15 protein-coding genes are annotated in these 21,237 nt (G+C 60.0%); 6 read left to right on the forward strand and 9 right to left on the reverse strand.

Annotation, left to right across the window (positions count from 1 at the left end):
• Positions 1 to 7 precede the first annotated feature (7 nt).
• The 5 genes from araD to chvE all read right to left on the reverse strand — a co-directional run bounded on the left by araD (position 8) and on the right by chvE (position 6,711).
• The gene (gene araD, locus DFO46_RS17940; RefSeq protein WP_110791260.1) at positions 8 to 1,753 is read right to left on the reverse strand and encodes an L-arabinonate dehydratase; all 1,746 of its coding nucleotides are present in this window, start codon (positions 1,751 to 1,753) and stop codon (positions 8 to 10) included.
• A 49-nt stretch (positions 1,754 to 1,802) separates the two neighbouring features.
• On the reverse strand, positions 1,803 to 2,768 hold the full coding sequence (gene araD1, locus DFO46_RS17945) for an AraD1 family protein (RefSeq protein ID WP_120278436.1): 966 nt from the start codon (positions 2,766 to 2,768) through the stop codon (positions 1,803 to 1,805).
• 10 nt (positions 2,769 to 2,778) lie between these two features.
• Positions 2,779 to 3,990, reverse strand: a complete 1,212-nt coding sequence (mmsB, locus tag DFO46_RS17950) for a multiple monosaccharide ABC transporter permease (protein WP_120278437.1) — start codon at positions 3,988 to 3,990, stop codon at positions 2,779 to 2,781.
• The gene (gene mmsA, locus DFO46_RS17955; protein WP_110791465.1) at positions 3,990 to 5,525 is read right to left on the reverse strand and encodes a multiple monosaccharide ABC transporter ATP-binding protein; all 1,536 of its coding nucleotides are present in this window, start codon (positions 5,523 to 5,525) and stop codon (positions 3,990 to 3,992) included. The genes mmsB and mmsA overlap by 1 nt, the downstream gene beginning before the upstream one ends.
• A 115-nt stretch (positions 5,526 to 5,640) precedes the next feature.
• Positions 5,641 to 6,711, reverse strand: coding sequence for a multiple monosaccharide ABC transporter substrate-binding protein (chvE, locus tag DFO46_RS17960; RefSeq protein WP_120278438.1), 1,071 nt, complete (start codon positions 6,709 to 6,711; stop codon positions 5,641 to 5,643).
• A gap of 173 nt (positions 6,712 to 6,884) precedes the next feature.
• Between chvE and DFO46_RS17965 the strand changes: the two genes are divergently transcribed.
• Complete coding sequence (locus tag DFO46_RS17965) at positions 6,885 to 7,823, forward strand: LysR family transcriptional regulator (protein ID WP_110791256.1); 939 nt, start codon at positions 6,885 to 6,887, stop codon at positions 7,821 to 7,823.
• A 108-nt stretch (positions 7,824 to 7,931) separates the two neighbouring features.
• The gene (locus tag DFO46_RS17970; RefSeq protein ID WP_120278439.1) at positions 7,932 to 8,330 is read left to right on the forward strand and encodes a DUF2794 domain-containing protein; all 399 of its coding nucleotides are present in this window, start codon (positions 7,932 to 7,934) and stop codon (positions 8,328 to 8,330) included.
• Between the two features lie 3 nt (positions 8,331 to 8,333).
• On the opposite strand, the gene DFO46_RS17975 is transcribed toward DFO46_RS17970, so the two are convergent.
• Positions 8,334 to 8,885, reverse strand: a complete 552-nt coding sequence (locus DFO46_RS17975; protein ID WP_120278440.1) for a GNAT family N-acetyltransferase — start codon at positions 8,883 to 8,885, stop codon at positions 8,334 to 8,336.
• Between the two features lie 433 nt (positions 8,886 to 9,318).
• Between DFO46_RS17975 and DFO46_RS17980 the strand changes: the two genes are divergently transcribed.
• Both DFO46_RS17980 and DFO46_RS17985 read left to right on the forward strand, forming a co-directional pair.
• A complete protein-coding gene (locus DFO46_RS17980; RefSeq protein WP_120278441.1) occupies positions 9,319 to 10,353 on the forward strand; it encodes an aspartate-semialdehyde dehydrogenase in 1,035 nt (344 codons plus the stop codon).
• Positions 10,354 to 10,524: 171 nt separating this feature from the next.
• A complete protein-coding gene (locus DFO46_RS17985) occupies positions 10,525 to 11,346 on the forward strand; it encodes a lytic transglycosylase domain-containing protein (RefSeq protein WP_120278442.1) in 822 nt (273 codons plus the stop codon).
• 112 nt (positions 11,347 to 11,458) lie between these two features.
• On the opposite strand, the gene DFO46_RS17990 is transcribed toward DFO46_RS17985, so the two are convergent.
• Together DFO46_RS17990 and pdxY are read right to left on the reverse strand one after the other, a co-directional pair.
• The gene (locus DFO46_RS17990; protein WP_110791251.1) at positions 11,459 to 12,112 is read right to left on the reverse strand and encodes a carbonic anhydrase; all 654 of its coding nucleotides are present in this window, start codon (positions 12,110 to 12,112) and stop codon (positions 11,459 to 11,461) included.
• A gap of 68 nt (positions 12,113 to 12,180) precedes the next feature.
• Entirely contained in the window at positions 12,181 to 13,062 is an 882-nt protein-coding gene (gene pdxY, locus DFO46_RS17995) for a pyridoxal kinase PdxY (RefSeq protein WP_120278624.1), read from the reverse strand.
• Positions 13,063 to 13,251: 189 nt separating this feature from the next.
• Here pdxY and DFO46_RS18000 point away from each other — a divergent pair, with 189 nt between their 5' ends.
• Complete coding sequence (locus tag DFO46_RS18000) at positions 13,252 to 18,039, forward strand: NAD-glutamate dehydrogenase (protein ID WP_120278443.1); 4,788 nt, start codon at positions 13,252 to 13,254, stop codon at positions 18,037 to 18,039.
• Between the two features lie 98 nt (positions 18,040 to 18,137).
• Entirely contained in the window at positions 18,138 to 19,466 is a 1,329-nt protein-coding gene (locus DFO46_RS18005) for an MFS transporter (protein ID WP_120278625.1), read from the forward strand.
• A gap of 88 nt (positions 19,467 to 19,554) precedes the next feature.
• On the opposite strand, the gene purH is transcribed toward DFO46_RS18005, so the two are convergent.
• Positions 19,555 to 21,171, reverse strand: a complete 1,617-nt coding sequence (purH, locus tag DFO46_RS18010; RefSeq protein ID WP_120278444.1) for a bifunctional phosphoribosylaminoimidazolecarboxamide formyltransferase/IMP cyclohydrolase — start codon at positions 21,169 to 21,171, stop codon at positions 19,555 to 19,557.
• Positions 21,172 to 21,237 lie beyond the last annotated feature (66 nt).

Consider the following 21,237-nt stretch of genomic DNA (forward strand, 5'->3'; position numbering starts at 1 on the left):
CCGATCCTTAATGTGCGTCCTTGCCGACCGGCGAGCCGCGGCAACCCTTCAGGAAGTCGAAGTCTGCGCCAGTGTCAGCTCCCTCGACGTGATCGTGGAAGAGACGGGCGTAACCGCTTGCCGGCGGCTCGACCGAGGGGCGCCAGTCGGCCAGACGGTGCTGCATTTCCTCTTCCGAGATGTCGAGATGCACCTTGCGGGCATCGACGTCGATCTCGATGAAGTCGCCATCACGAACGATCGCGAGCGGACCGCCACGGGCAGCTTCCGGCGAGGTGTGCAGGAGGACGGTGCCGTAGGCGGTGCCGGACATGCGGGCATCGGAGATGCGGACCATGTCGGTGATGCCTTTGCGCAGCACCTTGGGCGGCAGGCCCATGTTGCCTACTTCGGCCATGCCCGGATAGCCGCGCGGGCCACAGTTCTTGAGGACCATGACGCAGGTCTCGTCGATATCGAGCGCCTCGTCGTTGATTTTTGCCTTGTAGTCGTCGATGTCTTCGAAGACCACGGCGCGGCCGCGATGCTTCATCAGGTGGGCGGAGGCTGCAGACGGCTTCAAGACGCAGCCCTTCGGGGCGAGATTGCCGCGCAGAACGACGATACCGCCCTGCTGGGTCAGCGCCTTCTCAACCGGGAGGATGACGTCCTCGTTCCAGTTGCGGACGTCCTTCACTTCGTCCCAGATGCTTTCGCCGGAGACGGTCAGTGCATCCTTGTGCAGCTTGCCGGCTTCGCCGAGGCGTTTGATCACGACGGGCAGGCCGCCGGCATAGAAGAACTCTTCCATCAGGTACTTACCCGACGGCATCAGGTTGACGATCGTCGGGATATCGCGGCCGAGGCGGTCCCAATCGTCAAGCGTCAGGTCGATGCCGACGCGGCCAGCCATGGCGAGCAGGTGTACGACAGCATTGGTCGAGCCGCCGATCGCGCCATTGACGCGGATCGCGTTTTCGAAGGCTTCCTTGGTCATGATGTCGGAAGGCTTCAGGTCGTCCTTGACCATCTGCACGATGCGGCGGCCGGAGAGCTGCGCCATGACCTTGCGGCGGCTGTCGACGGCCGGGATCGCGGCGTTGCCTGACAGCGCCATGCCAAGCGCTTCAACCATGGAAGCCATGGTGGAGGCGGTGCCCATGGTGTTGCAGGTGCCGCTGGACCGCGACATCGAGGCTTCCGCTTCGACGAATTCTTCCTGGGTCATCTCGCCAGCCTTCACGGCTTCGGAGAATTTCCAGAGATGCGTGCCGGAACCGACGCGTTCGCCACGGAAATAGCCGTTCAGCATCGGGCCGCCGGTGACGACGATCGAGGGAATGTCGGTCGATGCAGCGCCCATGACGAGCGACGGTGTGGTCTTGTCACAGCCGACGAGCAGGACAGCACCATCGATCGGCTGGCCGCGCATCGCTTCTTCAACTGCCAGTGCCGCGAGGTTGCGATACATCATGGCCGTCGGGCGGAAGGTGTTTTCCGACGCCGAGAAAACCGGGACTTCAACCGGGAAACCGCCGGCTTCCCAGACGCCGGCCTTTACCTTTTCGGCCAGTTCGCGCAGGTGGCCGTTGCACGGCGTCAGGTCCGACCAGGTGTTCAGGATACCGATGACGGGGCGACCGTCGAACAGGTCGTGCGGGTGTCCCTGGTTCTTCATCCAGCCGCGATGGTAGATGGTGTCGCGGGACGTGCCGCCATACCAGTGCTGGGATCTCAGTTGGCGCGGCCAGGCCGCCGGTTTGAACTTGCTCATGGCTTTTGTCCTGTCTCTGGGAAATGGGCGGGTCGGAAGACCGATCCGCTCAGAGCATCTTCACCTTGACGGTCTCTGCGGCAGCCTTTGCCAGGCGGTTGCGCAGCGGAAGACCGAATTGCGGGGACACGATTTCGAAAACGTCACCTTCTTCAGTGACGAAACCGTCCGCGACCGAGAGCGTCGCCGTGCCGTACATGTGTACATGCAGATCGCCCGGCTGGCAGAACAGCGCATACTTGAAGTGGTGGTATTCCAGGTTCGCGATCGTGTGGGACATGTTGGCCTCACCCGACAGGAACGGCTTTTCCCAAACGGTCTTGCCAGCCCGCATGATGCGCGACGTGCCTTCGACATGGTCGGGCAGGGCGCCGACGCGCAGTTCCGGACCGAAGGAGGCCGGACGCAGCTTGGAGTGTGCGAGGAAGAGGTAGTTGATCTTTTCCGTCACGTGGTCGGAGAATTCGTTGGCGATCGAGAAGCCGAGGCGGTGCGCCGTGCCATCTTCGCCGATGATGTAGTAGCCAGCCATTTCGGGCTCTTCGCCGCCATCGAGCGCGAAGGAGGGCGAGACAAGATCTTCGCCGGGAGCTACCGCGTTGAAGCCGTTGCCCTTGTAGAACCATTCCGGCTGAACGCCGATTTCACCGGGCTTCGGCTTGCCGCCTTCGATGCCCATGCGGAACATCTTCATGGAGTCGCTCATGCCGGCCGTGTCGGCATGCATGCTGTCACGTGCCGAGGCGGATCCGGTGTGGGTCAGGCCCGTGCCGGTCAGATACATATGAGCTGCGTCTGGATGACGGACCGGGCAATCGAGCTTGCCGTCTGCGACGAGCGCCAGAAGGTCGACGGCTTCGCCGGCGCCCTGCTTTTCGATCAGGTCTGCTACCGTCGTTCCAGCAGCAATCGCTGCCTTGGCGAGATCGTAGGTGGTGTTGTAACCGGGGACAAGGCGCGCGGCCTCACCCTGGCGGCAAATGACGCCGCCAGTCTTCAATTGCGAGAGAAACATAAGCCTATCCTCAGACTGCTTTGTTCTTGTTGTAAACGTCGAAGAAGACAGCAGCCAAAAGCACAAGGCCCTTGATGAGCTGCTGGTAGTCGATGCCGATACCCATGATCGACATGCCGTTGTTCATGACACCCATGATGAAGGCGCCGATGACCGCACCGGTGATCTTGCCAACGCCGCCGGACGCCGAGGCACCGCCGATAAAGCAGGCCGCGATAACATCGAGCTCGAAGCCGACGCCAGCCTTCGGGGTTGCCGAATTGAGGCGAGCGGCGATGATCATGCCAGCCAGTGCAGCAAGGACGCCCATGTTGACGAAAGTGAGGAAGACCAGGCGCTCGGTGTTGATACCGGAAAGCTTGGCTGCCTTTTCGTTGCCGCCGAGTGCGTAGATGCGGCGGCCGATGGTCGTGCGGGTCGTGACGAAGGAGTAGAGTGCGATCAGAACGCCCATGACGACCAGAACGTTCGGCAGGCCGCGATACGTGGCGAGCTGATAGCCGAGGAAGATCGCGACGGCGCTGATGATGCCCATCTGGACGACGAAGAAGACGAAAGGCTCGTTCTCGCTGCCATGTTCATCGTTCAGTCGGCGGTTCTTCATGCCGGAATAAATGGCCAGTGCAACGAGAGCGATCACTGCAATGATCGCAACATGGTTTGCGATACCCGAGACGGCAGGATCAGTCAGCGGCAGGAAGTCCGGGATGAAGCCGGTCGACAGCAGCGTGAATTCCTTCGGAAAGGGGCCGATCGGGCGGCCGCCGAGCGCCACATAAGTGAGGCCGCGGAAGACGAGCATACCGGCCAGCGTCACGATGAAGGACGGGATTTTCTGATAGGCGACCCAGTAACCCTGGGCCGCGCCCATGGCGGCGCCGAGAACCAGACACAGGGGCACAACCAGTGCGAAATGCCAGCCCCATTTGACCAGCATGATCGCCGAGATGCCGCCGATGAAGGCGACGATCGAGCCGACCGAAAGGTCGATATGGCCCGCCACGATAATCAGCAGCATGCCCAGCGCCATGATGACGATGAACGAGTTCTGAAGCACGAGGTTCGTGATATTGACCGGACGGAACAGGACGCCGTCGGTCAGCACCTGAAACAGCAGCATGATGACGACCAGCGCCAGCAACAGGCCGTATTCACGGATGTTCTTTCGCAGGTATTCACCCACGGAGACCTTGGGGGTTTCGGTTCTTGTATCGATGGCCATTAGTGTTTCTCCCCAGAGCGCATGATGGCACGCATGATGGACTCTTGGCTTGCTTCTTCCTTGGACAGTTCGGCCACGATGCGCCCTTCGTTCATGACGTAGATGCGATCGCAGGTGCCGAGCAGTTCGGGCATCTCCGAGGAGATCATCAGGATGCCCTTACCTTCGGCGGCAAGCTGGTTGATGATGGTGTAGATTTCGAACTTGGCGCCGACATCGATGCCGCGTGTCGGTTCGTCGAGAATGAGAACTTCCGGATTGGTGAACAGCCATTTCGACAGAACGACTTTCTGCTGGTTGCCGCCCGAAAGGTTGACTGCTTCCTGATAGATTGAATGCGACCGGATACGCAGCTTCTGACGATAGTCGGTCGCGACCTTGGCTTCCTTGCGGTCGTCGATGACGGCACCGTTGGAAACACCGGCCAGATTGGCCAGCGTGGTGTTTTCCTTGATGTTGTTCTGTAGGACGAGGCCGAGATGCTTACGGTCTTCCGTCACATAGGCGAGGCCTGCGTCGATCGCCTTGGGGATGGTCGACACGTCGACGGGTTTGCCGTTCATCCGCACTTCACCGGTGATCTTGTGACCCCAGGACTTGCCGAAGACGCTCATGGCGGTTTCGGTGCGGCCAGCACCCATCAGACCCGCGATGCCCACGACTTCACCTGCACGCACGTTGAACGATACGTCATGCAGGAACTGGCGGTCGCGGTGGTTCTGGTGGAAGACATTCCAGTTCTTCACTTCCAGAAGAACGTCGCCGATCTTCGGGTCGCGTGGCGGATAGCGGTCTTCCATGTCACGGCCGACCATGCCCTTGATGATCCGGTCTTCCGTGATCTCCTGGGTATGACAGTCGAGGGTCTCGACGGTGCCGCCATCGCGCAGGATGGTAATCTGGTCAGCAACCTTGCGAATTTCGTTGAGCTTGTGGGAGATGATGATCGATGTCATGCCCTGCTTGCGGAACTCCATCAGCAGGGTGAGCAGGGCATCCGAATCCGTTTCATTGAGCGAAGCGGTCGGCTCGTCGAGAATGAGAAGGCGGACCTTCTTCGACAGCGCTTTGGCGATTTCGACCAGCTGCTGCTTGCCGACGCCGATATCGGTGATGCGGGTGGAGGGGCTATCCTTCAGACCCACCTTCGCCAGCAGCTCTTTCGTCCGCGCAAAGGTCTGAGGCCACTGAATGACGCCGCTGTTGGCGATTTCGTTGCCGAGGAAGATGTTTTCGGCAATCGATAGGAGCGGCACGAGGGCCAGTTCCTGGTGAATGATGATGATGCCAAGCTCTTCGCTGTCGGAAATCGTGCTGAAGCGGCGCACTTCGCCATCATAGAAGATGTCGCCGTCATAGGTTCCGGCCGGGTAGACGCCGCTGAGTACCTTCATCAGGGTTGACTTGCCGGCTCCGTTTTCGCCGACGAGCGCGTGGATTTCGCCCTCGCGCACCTTGAAGCTGACATTGTCCAGCGCTTTCACGCCCGGAAATGTCTTTGTGATGCCGCGCATCTCGAGAATGATGTTGTCCATGGGCAGAATTCCGGCAGCCATTGGCGACACAGGTCAAGCCAAAGGCGCGAGCTCCTTCAATGCGTATAGAAAATGGGCCCGCGATAACTCGCGGACCCGAGAGTGACCCGAAGGATTACTTGTCGATCTGGTCGGCCGTGTAGTAGCCGGCGCCGACGAGAACGTCCTTGGCATTGGCCTTGTCAACGGCGACAGGCTTCAGCAGGTAGGACGGAACGACCTTCACACCGTTGTTGTAGGTCTTTTCGTCGTTGATCTCAGGGGTCTTGCCGCCCATGATCGCATCAACCATCGAAACGGCAACCTTTGCCAGTTCGCGGGTGTCCTTGAACACGGTCGAGTACTGTTCGTCAGCCAGGATCGACTTGACGGAGGGCAGCTCGGCGTCCTGACCGGTCACGACCGGCATGGTCATGTCGCCAGAACCGTAGCCAACGCCCTTCAGAGCCGACAGGATGCCGATGGACAGGCCGTCATAAGGAGACAGGGCGCCATGCAGCTTGTCTTCGGTGTAGGTCGAGGACAGGAGGTTCTCCATGCGGGCCTGGGCGACGGTGCCGTCCCAACGCAGGGTGCCGACCTGATCCATGCCCATCTGTCCCGACTTGATGACGATCTCACCGCTGTCGATCAGGGGCTGCAGGACCGACATTGCGCCATCGTAGAAGAAGAAGGCGTTGTTGTCGTCCGGCGAACCGCCGAAGAGTTCAACGTTCCAGGGCTTGGTGTCCGGGAACTTGGCCTTGAGGCCTTCTACGAGGCTGGTGGCCTGGAGAACGCCGACCTGGAAGTTGTCGAAGGTGGCGTAGTAGTCGACGTTGCCCGAATCACGGATCAGGCGGTCATATGCGATGACCTTAACGCCGGCATCAGCAGCCTTCTGCAGGATGTCGGACAGGGTCGTGCCGTCGATGGCGCCGATGACGAGAACCTTGGCACCCTTGGTGACCATGTTTTCGATCTGGGCGAGCTGGTTCGGAATGTCGTCGTCAGCGAACTGCAGGTCCGGCGTATAGCCAGCTTCCTTGAACAGCTTTTCCATGGTCTCGCCGTCGGAGATCCAGCGGGTCGACGTCTTGGTCGGCATCGAGATGCCGACAACGCCCTTGTCCTGTGCATAGGCGAAGGGTGTAAAGGATGCGATACCGATTGCAAAAGATGCAATCAGGGCTCCAAGTTTCTTCATGGTAACCTCCCTGGTCATACCGTGCGAGGCCAAGCTCCTCCTGGCACTCGCTGAAAAACAAGAACGAGCGGCTGACGCAGCAGCCCCCAGCTCCGTTGGGACTCTTATCGCGCCCCATATACCGATCAAATGAATATTTTGACTTTCTGCATACCGTGGTTGATATATCGTTCATGGCAGAGAACCACATTTACAGATTGCAGCCCAAGCACTTCAGCCTCGTCAGCTCGATTGCCGAGCTTGGACAATTAAGTCTTGCAGCTCAATCACTTGCTCTCACGCAGCCTGCAGCTTCCCGCATGTTGGGCGAGATCGAGCGGTATGTCGGTTCTCCGATCTTCGTGCGGACGCCGAAAGGCATGGAGCCGACCGCAGTCGGCAGTGCGCTGATCCGGCGAGCACAAAACGTGCTGGAGGAAATACGCGAAGCAGCGCGGGAGGTGGACGCGATTCGCCGAGGCTTGACGGGCAAGGTGCGCGTTGGTGCGGTGACCGGCGGTGCCGTTGGCTATGTCGTGCCAGCGATCAAGGCGCTGAAGGCGGAAGCTGCCACCGTCGATATTCATGTCGACGTGGCCTCCAGCAGCGAGATGATCCGCGACCTCTTGTCGGGGCAGTACGATTTCGTACTCGGACGTATCCCGCCGGGGATTGATGCACGCCAGTTCCATGTCGAGGGTGCGACGATGGAAGAAGTCGAAATCGTCGTTCACCGCACGCATCCTCTGGCCAACGTCGATCGTCTCAACGTTTCCGACATGGCACATTTTCCCTGGGTGATGCAGGCGCCGGGCACTCCATTGCGTCACGCCGTGGAGAGTGTGTTCATCGAGGAAGGCGCGCCCATTCCACGCAACATCGTCAATACGACGTCCCTTCTGGTGATGATCGCCATGCTCGCTTCGTCCAACGCGATCGCGCCGATGTCGCGTGAAGTCTCGGATCTTCTCTGTCGGCAGACGCCAGTCGGTGACCTTTGCACGCTCAAGCTCGATACGCCGATCGTGGTCACGCCCTACCACCTGATCACGGTGAACGGTAAGCGCCTGTCACCAATTGCGGCCCGGCTCCGGGATCTCTTGCTGAGCCGGTTCCTCAACCGCGGACGTTGAGCATAACGGGTGCGCCCGTGGCTCACGAAAGGCTCGCAAGCTTGCAATTTTGGCTATGTCAGGCACACTGTCATCTGTCCGTCATGAATGAAAGCTCGAGGAGCATTGATGACCGAGCAGACCGAAGGGCAGCGCCATGAAGTCGATGGTGCCGACAAGAGCCCGGCGAGCGTTGTCGACCTGGGAATATATCGACAGTCTCTCGATCCACTCCCCGTCACCTTTCATCGCCGCGAACTGGATGCAATCCTTTGGATTTACGGCCGCATGGTCGGGGAAGGCGATTGGCGGGACTACGCGATTGACCACCTGAAGGACAAGGCGGTCTTCTCCGTCTTCAAGCGCGCCGGCGAATTTCCGCTTTACCGGATCGAGAAAAATCCGAAGCTAGCTGCCAAGCAGGGGGCATTTTCAGTGGTCGCCACCGACGGACGAATCTTGAAACGTGGACATGACCTGAAGCAGGTTCTCAAGGTCTTCGACAAGAGCCTGAAAGCCCTCGACTAACCGTCAGGCAAGTGTTCCGGGATAGCTCGATAGGTCCGGCTTGGTGGCCTGGGCTTCGCCGAGCGGTCGTTGCATGAAGATGGTGTCCAGCCATTGCCCATGCTTGAAGCCCGTGCCATCGAGTCGTCCGGCGAATGTGAAGCCGCAGGAGCGGTGGACCGCGACCGAGGCTTCGCTCGCACCTCCGACGACGGCGACCATCTGGCGAAAACCGAGCGCTTCGCAGCGCGCCACGAGTCCCTCCAGGAGCGCCTTGCCGACACCAAGGCCACGCGCCTTTTCAGCCACGTAAATCGAATCCTCGACCAGCCAGCGATAGGCCGGCCTCGTGCGAAAGGCTGATGCATAGGCATAACCGAGAAGCGTGCCAGCTTCGTCTATAGCGGCCAAATAGGGATAGCCTTTGGCGGTAATCGCTGTGAAACGGCCCGTCATCTCAGCGAGATTTGGTGGATCAAGTTCGTAACTCGCCGTCCCCGTCAGCACGGCATCCTTATAGATGGCCGTGACTGAAGGAAGGTCTTCGAGTGTCAAGTCGCGGATAGCGAGGACCATGCAATGCTCCGAGCAGAAACGCCTTCTTGTTCCATGGGTGGGAAATCCGGGCAAGCCCGCGAAATGTCATGGGGACAGGCGGATAGCACGCCGGGTCGCTTCCAATCGCTCCTGGGTTCGCGATTTCGTCACCGGCGTTCCTCGCGCGGCTTGACTCGCCGCAAAAACCTTGTAATCCCTCGCCGCGAAGAGGAATTCGGTTCATGCACGCTTTCGGGCAACCCTTCGCGGTCTCAAACCACCTGCAGCACGCCGCTGCCGGTGGCGCATGCATTTCTCTCGCATCCACGACCAAGGCCAAAACGACGACGAAAACCGTCTGACGTCTTCGGCCACCGCTCTCTCCCCGGCACGGCCGGGGACAAGGAAGGTTGCGCACCCGTCGCAGTCCTCCTCCTCACCATCCGCGGAGAGACAGAAAGAGAGCATTGACATGGGTTTCAAGATTGCAGTCGTAGGCGCCACCGGCAATGTCGGTCGCGAAATGCTGAACATCCTCTCCGAACGCGGCTTTCCGGCTTCGGAAGTTGTCGCACTGGCGTCCGCCCGTTCGCAGGGCACCGAAGTCTCCTTCGGCGACAAGGTTCTCAAGGTTCAGAACCTGGAGCACTATGATTTCTCGACGACCGACATTTGCCTGATGTCCGCCGGCGGCACCATCTCGCAGAAGTGGTCGCCGAAGATCGGCGCCCAGGGTTGCGTCGTGATCGACAATTCGTCGGCCTGGCGCTACGACGCCGACGTGCCGCTGATCGTTCCGGAAGTCAATCCGGACGCCGTGGTCGACTTCAAGAAGCGCAACATCATTGCCAACCCGAATTGCTCGACCGCTCAGCTCGTTGTGGCGCTGAAGCCCCTGCATGACTTTGCCAAGATCAAGCGTGTCGTTGTCTCGACCTACCAGTCGGTGTCCGGTGCCGGCAAGGAAGGCATGGACGAACTCTTCACCCAGACGCGCGCCGTCTTCGTCGCCGATCCGGTGGAAGCCAAGAAGTTCACCAAGCGCATCGCTTTCAATGTCATTCCGCACATCGATAGCTTCATGGAAGACGGCTATACGAAGGAAGAGTGGAAGGTTCTCGCCGAGACCAAGAAGATGCTCGATCCGAAGATCAAGGTGACCTGCACCGCTGTGCGCGTTCCGGTCTTCATCGGCCATTCGGAATCGGTCAACATCGAGTTCGAGAACGAGATCACTGCTGATCAGGCGCGCGAAATCCTGCGCGAAGCGCCGGGTTGCCTCGTCATCGATAAGCACGAGAACGGTGGCTATATCACTCCCGTCGAATGCGCCGGTGAAGACGCGACCTACATCTCGCGCATTCGCGAAGACGCGACGGTCGAAAATGGTCTCAATATGTGGGTCGTGTCCGACAACCTGCGCAAGGGTGCCGCCCTGAACGCGATCCAGATCGCCGAACTGTTGCTGAACCGTGGCTTGATTACGCCGCGTAACGCCTCCAAGTGATGGCGTGACACTTCCCGCCCGGCCTCCGGCCGGGCGGGAAATCGTTCTGTCTCATCGGAATGTGATTCATTTTGAAGCAGGGTTGGTGCTTCATTAGGGGTTGATTGATGACAGGATCATGTTTCGCTGCCATGGTGCGCCCCACTCAAAACAGTCAATGACGAGGCCTGAATGCGTCTGAACTTTACTTTGTCCGCAGCCCTGATTTCAGTGGTGTCCGTATTTGCTGGGTCCGGTTCGGCCTTGGCTGCCGCCTGCAGCAATACTTCCGCCGGGTTCGAACAGTGGGCTGAGGCCTTCAAGGAACAGTCCGCCGGTAGCGGGTTGAGCCCGCGTATGTTGGACCAGGTTTTCAGCTCCATCAGCTACAGCCGCAGCACGATCAGCGCTGACCGTGGTCAGAAGAGCTTCAAGCTGTCTTTCGACCAGTTTATGCAGAAGCGTGGCGGGCAGACGATCATCAACCGCGGCAAAGGCATGAAGAAGAGCAATGCCGCTCTCTTCGCGCGGATTGAACAGCGTTATGGCGTGCCCGCCGGTCCGCTGATTGCGATCTGGGGTATGGAGACCGGTTTCGGTTCTTTCCTCGGCAAGGAGCATACGCTTTCGGCGGTCGCAACGCTTGCCTTTGACTGCCGCCGCAGTGAATTCTTCACCGACCAGTTCCGTGCTGCGCTCGAACTCGTACAGGCCGGCAATCTTGACATCAATGCCAAGGGTGCTGCCCACGGCGAAATCGGCCAGACCCAGTTCTTGCCGCGCAATGTCGTCCGCTTTGGCGTCGATGGTGACGGCAATGGCCATATCGACCTTGTGCATTCCAAGGCTGATGCGCTGGCATCGACCGCCAATTTCCTGAAGGGTCATGGTTGGCAGGCCGGTGCTGGCTACCAGCAGGGTGAGCCCAATTTTGCGGCCATCCAAGGCTGGAATGCGGCCACCGTCTACCAACAGGCTATTGCCTATATCGGTGCCCGCATCGACGCCGAATAAGCTGACTGAGGCGCGACGGGACCCTGTCGCGCCGGCTTGTCTGCGCAAACACCTTCCGTCCAGATCGTGGGTTTCTGATCGATGTGAGCGAAGAAATTCGCCTTCCGTCGCCTCAGGCGGTTTCTTGACCGTCCAGGCGGACGAAGTCACGCGTCTGAGGGTCCATCAGCCAAAGTTCGCCATTGCTGATATCAAACCAGGCACCATGGATACGCAGCTTTCCGCGCTCTTCCAGGATCTTCACGCAGGGAAATGTTCTGAGATTGCTGATCGAGTTGCGGATCGAGATCCGCTCCAGCGCAGTCTGACGTTCCACAGCGGTCATCACCGAATTGCCCTGGATCTGCTCGGCGGCCGGCGCCACGAGGTTCATCCACTTGCCGATGAAGTCACCGGGAGAAAGCGGTTCGGCATTGGGGTCGAGAGCCGCGCTGATGCCGCCGCACCGGCCGTGACCCATGACGATGATATCCTTGACCCGCAGTGCCTGCACAGCAAATTCGAGGGCAGCCGAGGTCGAATGATATTGACCGTCGGGCTCGTAGGGCGGCACCATGTTGGCGACGTTGCGCACGACGAAGAGCTCGCCAGGATCGGCATCGAATATCATTTCAGGTGCCGCGCGGGAATCGCAACAGGCGACAACGAGCGTATGGGGTTTTTGTCCCTGCTCTGCGAGGACACGATAGCGTTCGCGCTGGTCGACATAGCGACCACTCATGAAATTGCGATAACCGCTGAGGAGTGTAGACGGAAAGCTGCTCATGGCTATCCGCTTACAGCGCATGCGCCTTCAAGGCAACCGTGCGTGTTTTCGAAGGGTATCCGTCCGGTTCAGCCTGGTTTGCGCGGCCGCTGAGCCGGGTGCATGAGCCGACGCATCTGGACCATTGCCATCGGGGTGGACAGGCTGCCGGAGTCGCTCTCCAGGGTTAGCTCGTCTCCGCCGCGTTTGGTGGTTCTGGCCAGAACTTCAAAAACGCTGGCTGTTGCGAGCTGCAGGGCTCTCTCCTCATCCAGGCCTTCCAGGATGCGGGCCAGGAAGACGGCCGCCAAGAGATCGCCGAGCCCATTGGGTGGGTCATCGATCAGGCGGTGTTCGGCAAGGATTGCGTTGCGGCCAGACAGGAGCAGATTGCCGGTGCCACCCGTCATCATCGGCACGGCCGAGGTCACGAGCATGCGTGGAGGGCCGAGCGAGAGCGCCGCTTCCATGATGGCCTGATTGCTATCCAGCGTGCTCCCGACCATCCATTGCAGTTCGTATCGGTTGGGTGTGGCGATGTCGGCGAGCGGTATCAACTGATCCCGAATGGCTGTTGCCGTCTCTTGAGGCACATAAAGCCCGCCCAGGTCTCCCATGACGGGATCGCAGACATAGATGAGATTCGGGTTGGCGATCTTTGCCGCCTTGATCAGCCTGGCTACGGCTGCCGGCTGCGCCGGGCTTCCGAAATAGCCTGTCAGGATCGCGGAGACTTCCCCGAGCCAGGGGGCGTCAACGAGGTCGTCAATGGCGCTTTCAAAATCGGCGTCGCTGAACCGCAGCCGTGTCGAGGGTCCCTTTCCCGGGTGCCAGGGCATCACGATCGTCGGCATGGCCCAAACCGGGTGCCCCATTGTCTCAAGCGCGAATACGGCGGCCCGGTTGCCGACCGATCCCCTGACAACATGGCTGGAAATCACGATGACGGCGTTTTGCAGAATTTCATGCATTTTTGGCACTTTCGACTGGAAAATCGACTTTTCGACGCGGCTCGAAGCATTTTTCACGGAAAAATTCGGAATTTTCTCGTGAATCGAAGGCAATTTCGCCGGAATTGCCCTCATTTTTGATTCATACATACTTTCGCAAAACATTTGCAGAATCATGACGGCCAACAGCCGCTGCCGAAGGAGAGGCATATGACCAGGACGGGCAACCCCAAGCGCGATCAACTGCTTCGATCCGCTGATGAAAGCGCCGCCGCGCTCGGAGTGGCATATATCGCCCCCTCCACGATTTTCGGCCGAGCGAGCAATGACGACCTCGACCGTTACCCGGCCGATATGCTTGCTCATGCGGCGGTACGCGCTGCAGAAGATCTTGCTGCGTGGAACCGCCAGAAGCCGCATATCCGCATTGAAAGCCTCGCTCCGGTGCGGCCCAACGACATTCCGGTCAGCGTGCTCTCGATCGTCGATCACAACAAGTCCTTTCTCTATGACTCGCTGATGGGGGAGGTGACCAGCCTCTACCGCGATATCTACATGGCCATTCACCCCATTCTCGCGGTGACGCCTAAGGGTGACATATCTCTGTCAAACCCGGATTCGGATCCGGAAGGTGCGATCAAGGTCAGCTATATCCAGCTGCATCTCGCCCCCTTGAACGACGAGCAGGCTGCAGACCTCATCCGCCGTATCGATCATGTGCTGGCACAGGTGAAAATGGCCTCCTCCGACTGGAAGCCGATGCTGGGTCTTCTCGAAGACGCGCTGTCGGAACTGCGATCTCTGTCGGCGGGTCGCAGCGAAGCCGAGCGTGACGAGGCTGTCGCTTTCCTTGAATGGTTGCGCAACAACAACTTCACCTTCCTCGGCATGCGCGAATACACCTATTCCGGCGAAGGAGAGAACGCCACCGTCGAACGCGACCGGGGCAGTGGGCTCGGCATTCTCTCGGATCCGGATGTGCTGGTCCTGCGCCAGGGCCAGAACCAGGTGACGACAACGCCGGAAATCCTGGCCTTTCTTCAGGGGCCTGATTTCCTGATCGTGACCAAGGCAAACGTAAAGTCCGTCGTGCATCGGCGGGCCTATATGGACTATGTCGGGGTCAAGCGCTTCGGGCCAAATGGCAAGGTCGTCGGCGAATTGCGCATTGTCGGCCTCTTTACGGCGACGGCCTACACCCGTTCGGTCAACCAGATCCCTCTCCTGCGCGCCAAGGTCGAAAAGGTCGTCTCTCACTTCGACTTCGATCCACGCAGCCATTCCGGCCGCATGCTGCAAAACACCCTGGAAAGCTATCCGCGCGATGACCTGTTCCAGATCACGCCGGAACTGCTGGCGAAGTTCTGCGAGCAGATCAACGATCTGTCGGAGAGGCCGCGCGTGCGCGTTCTTCCCCGCATCGACCATTTCGATCGTTTTGTCTCATTGATCGTCTATGTGCCACGCGAAGACTATAATTCGATGGTTCGAGAAAAGATCGGCGACTATTTCCGCTCGGTCTACCAAGGCCATGTGTCGGCCTATTATCCTGCCTTCCCCGAAGGTGGTGTGGCGCGTGTACATATCATCATCGGTCGGCGCGAGGGGGCGACGCCGCAGATCGAGCAATCGACGCTGGAAGATGCCGTTCGGCGCATCACCGCTCGCTGGAGCGACAGGTTCACTTCCCTTGCCGGCGCCGGTGCGCCCAATCTCGACGTGACCGAGGCCTTCCAGGAGGCCTTCACGCCGGAGCAAGCGGTCAACGATCTTCGCCATATAAAGGCCTGCCTCGCCGGGGCGCCGCTGTCACTTGAGTTTCATCAGGTGGACGGGGACCATGGACCTCTGCTCTATCTCAAGATCTTCCACGCCGGCGATCACCTGCCACTGTCGCGCCGCGTACCTCTTCTCGAAAACCTCGGCTTCGGCGTCATCAGCGAGCGGACCTTCGACATCGGCATCGCGACTCCGGATAGCGGGCGTCAATCCGTCGTGCTGCACGATATGGAACTCGCTGCGCCGGCATCCGTGCATTTCGACATACGCCAGCATGGCAAGCTGCTGGAAGATACGTTTCTTGCCGCCTTTACCGGCATGGTCGACAATGATGGCTTCAATCGCCTGGTTTTGGCTGCCGGGCTCGATGCCCGCGAGGCCTCGGTCCTCAGGGCCTATGCCGCCTATCTGCGTCAGGCCGGCGCCGTCTACCCACTGAACTACATTGCGGAGACGCTGGTCAAGCATCCAGCCATCGCAACGGATCTCGTCTCCCTCTTCCGAAACCGCCTCGATCCGGCCATAGCGGAAAAGGCGCGCAATAAACGCAATTCCGAGCTTTTGACGTCGCTAGAGACAGAACTGGGTGCGGTTCGCAGTCTGGACGAAGACCGCATCCTGCGGCGCTATATCAATGCGATCGAAGCGACGTTGCGGACCAACTTCTTCCAGAAGGGCTACCAGCACAGTGAGCGTCCCATGCTCGCCTTCAAGTTCGATCCGCATCACCTGGAGGGCCTGCCGGAGCCGAGACCGTTCCGCGAAATCTTCATCTACGGCGTCGAAGTAGAGGGTGTGCATCTGCGTTTCGGCAAGGTGGCCCGCGGCGGCCTTCGCTGGTCCGATCGCGCGCAGGACTATCGCACCGAGGTCCTCGGGCTCGTAAAGGCCCAGCAGGTCAAGAATGCCGTTATCGTCCCCGTCGGGGCGAAGGGTGGCTTCTTCCCCAAGCTCCTGCCGCCGCAGAGCGACCGGGAAGCCTGGCTTGCCGCCGGCACCGAGGCCTACAAGACCTATATCCGGACGCTCCTGTCGATTACCGACAACATTGTTTCCGGCAAGATCGTGCCGCCGGCCGACACGCTCCGGCCGGATGGCGACGATCCCTATTTCGTGGTCGCGGCCGACAAGGGAACGGCGACATTCTCCGACACGGCCAACGGTCTCGCGCAAGCCGCCGGCTTCTGGCTGGATGATGCATTCGCCTCGGGCGGGTCGGCTGGCTATGATCACAAGAAGATGGGCATTACCGCCCGTGGTGCCTGGGAAACCGTCAAGCGGCACTTCCGCGAGATGGATATCGACATCCAGACGACACCGTTCACCGTCGCAGGCGTCGGCGACATGTCGGGCGACGTGTTCGGTAACGGCATGCTGTTGTCGGAGCATATCAAGCTGATTGCGGCCTTCGACCACCGTGACATCATCATCGACCCCACTCCGGATCCCGCGATCTCCTTTGCGGAACGCCGCCGAATGTTCGCACTGCCACGCTCGAGCTGGCAGGATTACGACCGGGCAGCGCTGTCGAAAGGCGCGATGATCATCTCGCGCTCGGAAAAGTCGGTCACGCTGACGGCTGAAGCGGCAGCAGCGATCGGTTTGACGGCGACGACCGTGACGCCGTTCGACATCATGACGGCCATTCTGCAGGCGCCGGTCGATCTGCTCTGGTTCGGTGGTATCGGGACCTACATCAAGGGACCCATGGAAACGGATGCCGAGGTGGGTGATCGTGCAAACGATGCAATCCGCATCAATGCCGGTGATGTCCGTGCCAAGGTGATCGGCGAAGGAGCCAACCTCGGTGTGACCCAGAAGGGTCGCATCGCTTATGCGTTGAATGGCGGCCGCTGCAATTCAGACGCCATCGACAATTCTGCCGGCGTCAACTCCTCCGACGTCGAGGTCAATATCAAGATCGCACTTAGCCCGGCCATGCAGGACGGTCGCCTGCCACGCGAGAAGCGCAACGTCCTGCTTGCGACGATGACCGAGGAAGTTGGCGAGCTCGTCTTGCGCAACAACTATCTTCAGTCCCTTGCCATATCGCTGACGGAGGGCAAGGATGCTGGCAATCGGGAAGAACTTAGCCGGCTTATGGACTATCTTGAGGCACAGGGCAGGTTGAACCGGAAGGTGGAAACCCTTCCCGACAGCGCAGCAGTGGCCGAGCGTTATGTCTCGGGCAAGGCTTTGACCCGGCCTGAGATCGGTGTTCTGCTCTCCTATGCCAAGATCGCCCTGTTTGATCAATTGATCGAGTCGGATCTGCCCGATGATCCGTACTGCGAGACGACGCTTTTCAACTACTTCCCTGCGGAGATGAGAGACACCTTTGCCGCCGATATTGCCGGACATCGGCTTCGGCGCGAGATCATCGCAACAGTGCTGGCAAACCATGCCATCAACCGCGGTGGTCCGGCCTTTGTCGTTTCTGTCGGTGATGCGACGGGCGGGCTGCCCGGCGATGTGGTCAAAGCAGCACTCGTGACGCGGGACGCCCTTGGGCTCACAGCTGTCTGGGACAGGCTCGATTCGCTGGATGCGAGGATGCCGGGTCAGACGCAGAACCGCCTCTATGCCATCGTATCCGAAGTCTACACCGCCATGACCCGCCTGCTGATCGACACGGGCCTTGCCAAGGGAACGGTCAGCGAGGCGGTCGCGCAGCTATCCGCTGCGGTGCAGACGGCAACGCCTGTCTTTGCGGAAGCGCTTCCGCCCCTTCTTCGTCAGCATTTCGACGAGCAGATCGCCGAACTGGTGGAGGCCGGTGCGCCGGAGGCGATCGCTACCGAGGTGGTCAACCTGCAGACCCTGCAGCTTCTGCCGGAAGTGCTGCAGATCGCGGAGCGGACGGGGGCTGATTTTGCCGCCGCAATGCATGGTTTCTTCGCCGTTTCGGAAGCGTTCCGGATCGGTCGCATTATCGAGAATGCGCGGCGGCTGCAGCCATCGGATCATTATGACAACCTCGCTCTGACGCGCAGCCTCGACCGGATTGGTCAGGCACGGCGGCAGATCGTCTGCAAGGCTCTTGCCGAGCATTCGGGTGATGCAGATCCGGTTGCGGCGTGGCTGGCCGCGGACAAGGTCCATGTGGAGCGCATCGGCAAGGAAATCTCCGCCATTGTCGACAGCGGCGAACCCAGCATTTCCAAGCTTGCCGTGGCGGCTGGATTGCTCGGCGATCTTGCGCAGGATCACGCGAGGTGACACTGTCCGGAGCAAAATGAGCTCCGGGGGTGATTGTGACGACGACTGAAAATGCAAAGTCCAGCCCGGGCACCATCGATAAAGGTGTCGCGGGCTGGATGTTTTTTGACTGGGCGGCACAGCCGTTCTTTACCGTCATTACGACCTTCATCTTCGGCCCCTATTTCGTCGCGCGCATGACCGCAGATCCGGTCAGCGCCCAAACGGCCTGGAGCAATGCGGCGACCATCTCCGGGATTGCAATTGCAATCCTGGCCCCGGTGCTGGGTTCGATTGCGGATCAGTCCGGTGCCCGCAAGCCATGGATCGCCTTCTTCGCGGTGATCAAGATCGCCTGTCTGATGCTGCTCTGGACGGCAGCGCCCGGCTCGTCCGTCGGTTTTGTCATGCTGCTGATGATCCTTGCCAGCGTGGCAGCCGAATTCTCGATCGTTTTCAATGATTCCATGATGCCGCGGCTGGTCAGCCAGCAGGACGTTGGACGCATCTCCAACATCGCCTGGGGACTTGGCTATCTTGGTGGCATGATCGTCCTGATCTTTGTGGTCCTTTTTCTCTCCGCAAATCCGTCAACCGGTGTGACGCTGCTGGGGGCACAACCGCTTTTCGGCCTTGATCCGGCGCTCGGGGAGGATGCCCGCGTGACCGGTCCTATTTCCGCCGTCTGGTATTTCATCTTCATCCTGCCGATGTTTTTCTTCACGCCCGACGCAGCAAAGGGCAAGGCACTGGGCGCGGCCGTCCGATCCGGTTTCAAGGAGATCGGGCACACGCTGGCCGAACTTCGAAATCGCACGCCGATACTGCGCTTCCTCCTCGGACGAATGATCTATCAAGACGGTGTCAATGGGCTTCTTATCCTGGGTGGCGTGTTTGCGGCGGCGATGTTCGGCTGGTCGACGATGGAAGTCGGCATATACGGCATCATCCTCAATGTCGTTGCCATCTTCGGCTGCCTGTTAGCAGGACGGATTGATCGTCTGCTCGGCTCGAAAGTTGTGGTCGTCACCAGCCTCAGCCTGCTCATCCTTGCAACGCTCGGGATTATCTCCACCGGCGTCGACTTCACCCTGTTCGGCTTTGTCAGCCTGCCGGTGAGCACCACGGATGGCCTCTTCGCCACACCGGCCGAGAAGGCTTATATCCTCTACGGCTTGTTGATCGGTGTCTCCTTCGGGCCGGTTCAGGCGTCGTCGAGATCCTATCTGGCGCGCAGTGTGGCGCTGCATGAAGCCGGACGTTATTTCGGCATCTATGCGCTTTCGGGCCGTGCGACCAGCTTCATGGCGACCCTGTCATTCTCGCTGCTGACGGCTTGGTCCGGATCGGCCAGGGTCGGTATGGCAAGCATGCTCATCTTCCTGACGGTCGGCGTCGTCATACTCTGGAAAACCCCCTATCCCGCAGCCAATGCCGGGGAAAGCTGATTGGAATACGCGAATGAGAAAGGGGCCGGAAGAGTGATCTTCCGGCCCCTTTCGAGTGTCTGCGTTGGTGGGTGCTGCTGATGCCTGATCAGTGGCGGAAGTGGCGCACTCCGGTGAAGACCATGGCGACGCCATGCTCGTCGGCTGCCGCAATGACTTCCTCGTCGCGCATCGAACCGCCTGGCTGGATGACCGCAGTCGCGCCAGCTGCGATTGCTGCCAACAGTCCGTCGGCAAAGGGATAGAACGCTTCCGAAGCCACGGCGGAGCCTTTCGTCAGCGGTGCGGCCAGACCGAGCGCCTTGGCTGCGTCTTCAGCCTTCAGGGCCGCGATACGGGCGGAATCGACACGGCTCATCTGGCCGGCACCTATGCCCGCTGTCTGTCCGTCCTTCGCATAGATGACGGCGTTCGATTTCACATGCTTGGCGATCTTGAAAGCGAACTTCATGTCTTCGAGTTCCACTGCCGTGGGTGCACGCTTCGTCACAACCTTCAGGTCGAGATCTTCCACCATGACGTTGTCACGAGTCTGGACCAGCAGACCGCCCGACACCGTCTTGGCCACCAGGCCGCGGGCACGTGGATCGGGCAAGGCGCCGGTGGTGAGCAGACGGAGGTTGGGCTTGGCTGCGATGATTGCCTTGGCCTCGTCGGTGACGTCAGGCGCGATGATGACCTCGGTGAAAAGTCTGACGATTTCGGTGGCGGTGGCGCCATCCAGAATTTGGTTCAGCGCAATGATGCCGCCGAAGGCCGAAACGGAATCACAGGCCAGCGCACGCGTATAGGCCTCGACCAGGCTCGATCCGGTCGCCACGCCACACGGGTTTGCGTGTTTGATGATGGCGCAGGCCGGGCCATTTTGCGCCGGGAATTCCGCGACCAGTTCGAAGGCTGCGTCGGTGTCGTTGATGTTGTTGTAGGACAACTGCTTTCCCTGCAGCAACTTGGCCGTCGCCACACCTGGACGGTTGTCGCCGGTCACATAGAAGCCTGCTGCCTGATGCGGATTTTCGCCGTAGCGCATGGCTTCCTTCAGCGTGCCACCAACAACGCGATAGGCAGGCATCTCGATTTCGAGGGCTTCGGCGAACCAGTTCGAGATTACTGCATCATAGGCGGCCGTGCGGGCATAGGCTTTTGCGGCCAGCTTCTGGCGCAGCGCATAGGTGGTCTGGCCGTCGTTTTCCGAGAGAGCGGCGATTACCGCCGGATAGTCGGCAGCATCGGTGACGACGGTGACATAGGCATGGTTCTTGGCCGAAGCGCGGATCATGGCCGGGCCACCGATGTCGATATTCTCCACCGTCGTTGGGTAGTCGCCACCTGCAGCGCGGACCTGCTCAAAGGGATAGAGGTTGATGACGGCTAGATCAATGGCCTCGATGCCGTGCGCCTTCATGGCTTCGATATGCTCCGCGTCGTCGCGGATCGACAGCAGGCCGCCATGCACCTTGGGATGGAGGGTCTTCACACGGCCGTCCATGATTTCTGGGAAGCCTGTGATTTCGGAGACATCGATCACCGGAAGGCCTTCGGCTGCGAGTGCCTTGTGGGTTCCGCCCGTCGACAGAAGACGCACGCCGCGCTCATGCAGACCGCGCGCAAACTCGACGATGCCGGTCTTGTCGGAGACGGAGAGCAGGGCCGTGCGCACGCGCACGAGGTCTGGTGCAGGGATCTTCTTTGAAACGACGGCCATGGTTCATCTCCGAGCTTGCGAGGCGCGCCCGAAATGTGACGTGGGCACGATGCGGGCGCCCTAGCA

Origin of the sequence: Rhizobium sp. AG855, assembly GCF_003610655.1 — a bacterium.
Classification (GTDB): Bacteria; Pseudomonadota; Alphaproteobacteria; order Rhizobiales; family Rhizobiaceae; genus Allorhizobium; species Allorhizobium wuzhouense.

Excerpts from the sequence above, each read along its gene's own strand:
- araD (WP_110791260.1), bottom strand. The coding sequence starts at position 1,753 with ATGAGCAAGTTCAAACCGGCGGCCTGGCCGCGCCAACTGAGATCCCAG.
- araD1 (WP_120278436.1), bottom strand. The coding sequence starts at position 2,768 with ATGTTTCTCTCGCAATTGAAGACTGGCGGCGTCATTTGCCGCCAGGGT.
- mmsB (WP_120278437.1), bottom strand. The coding sequence starts at position 3,990 with ATGGCCATCGATACAAGAACCGAAACCCCCAAGGTCTCCGTGGGTGAA.
- mmsA (WP_110791465.1), bottom strand. The coding sequence starts at position 5,525 with ATGGACAACATCATTCTCGAGATGCGCGGCATCACAAAGACATTTCCG.
- chvE (WP_120278438.1), bottom strand. The coding sequence starts at position 6,711 with ATGAAGAAACTTGGAGCCCTGATTGCATCTTTTGCAATCGGTATCGCA.
- DFO46_RS17965 (WP_110791256.1), top strand. The coding sequence starts at position 6,885 with ATGGCAGAGAACCACATTTACAGATTGCAGCCCAAGCACTTCAGCCTC.
- DFO46_RS17970 (WP_120278439.1), top strand. The coding sequence starts at position 7,932 with ATGACCGAGCAGACCGAAGGGCAGCGCCATGAAGTCGATGGTGCCGAC.
- DFO46_RS17975 (WP_120278440.1), bottom strand. The coding sequence starts at position 8,885 with ATGGTCCTCGCTATCCGCGACTTGACACTCGAAGACCTTCCTTCAGTC.
- DFO46_RS17980 (WP_120278441.1), top strand. The coding sequence starts at position 9,319 with ATGGGTTTCAAGATTGCAGTCGTAGGCGCCACCGGCAATGTCGGTCGC.
- DFO46_RS17985 (WP_120278442.1), top strand. The coding sequence starts at position 10,525 with ATGCGTCTGAACTTTACTTTGTCCGCAGCCCTGATTTCAGTGGTGTCC.
- DFO46_RS17990 (WP_110791251.1), bottom strand. The coding sequence starts at position 12,112 with ATGAGCAGCTTTCCGTCTACACTCCTCAGCGGTTATCGCAATTTCATG.
- pdxY (WP_120278624.1), bottom strand. The coding sequence starts at position 13,062 with ATGCATGAAATTCTGCAAAACGCCGTCATCGTGATTTCCAGCCATGTT.
- DFO46_RS18000 (WP_120278443.1), top strand. The coding sequence starts at position 13,252 with ATGACCAGGACGGGCAACCCCAAGCGCGATCAACTGCTTCGATCCGCT.
- DFO46_RS18005 (WP_120278625.1), top strand. The coding sequence starts at position 18,138 with ATGTTTTTTGACTGGGCGGCACAGCCGTTCTTTACCGTCATTACGACC.
- purH (WP_120278444.1), bottom strand. The coding sequence starts at position 21,171 with ATGGCCGTCGTTTCAAAGAAGATCCCTGCACCAGACCTCGTGCGCGTG.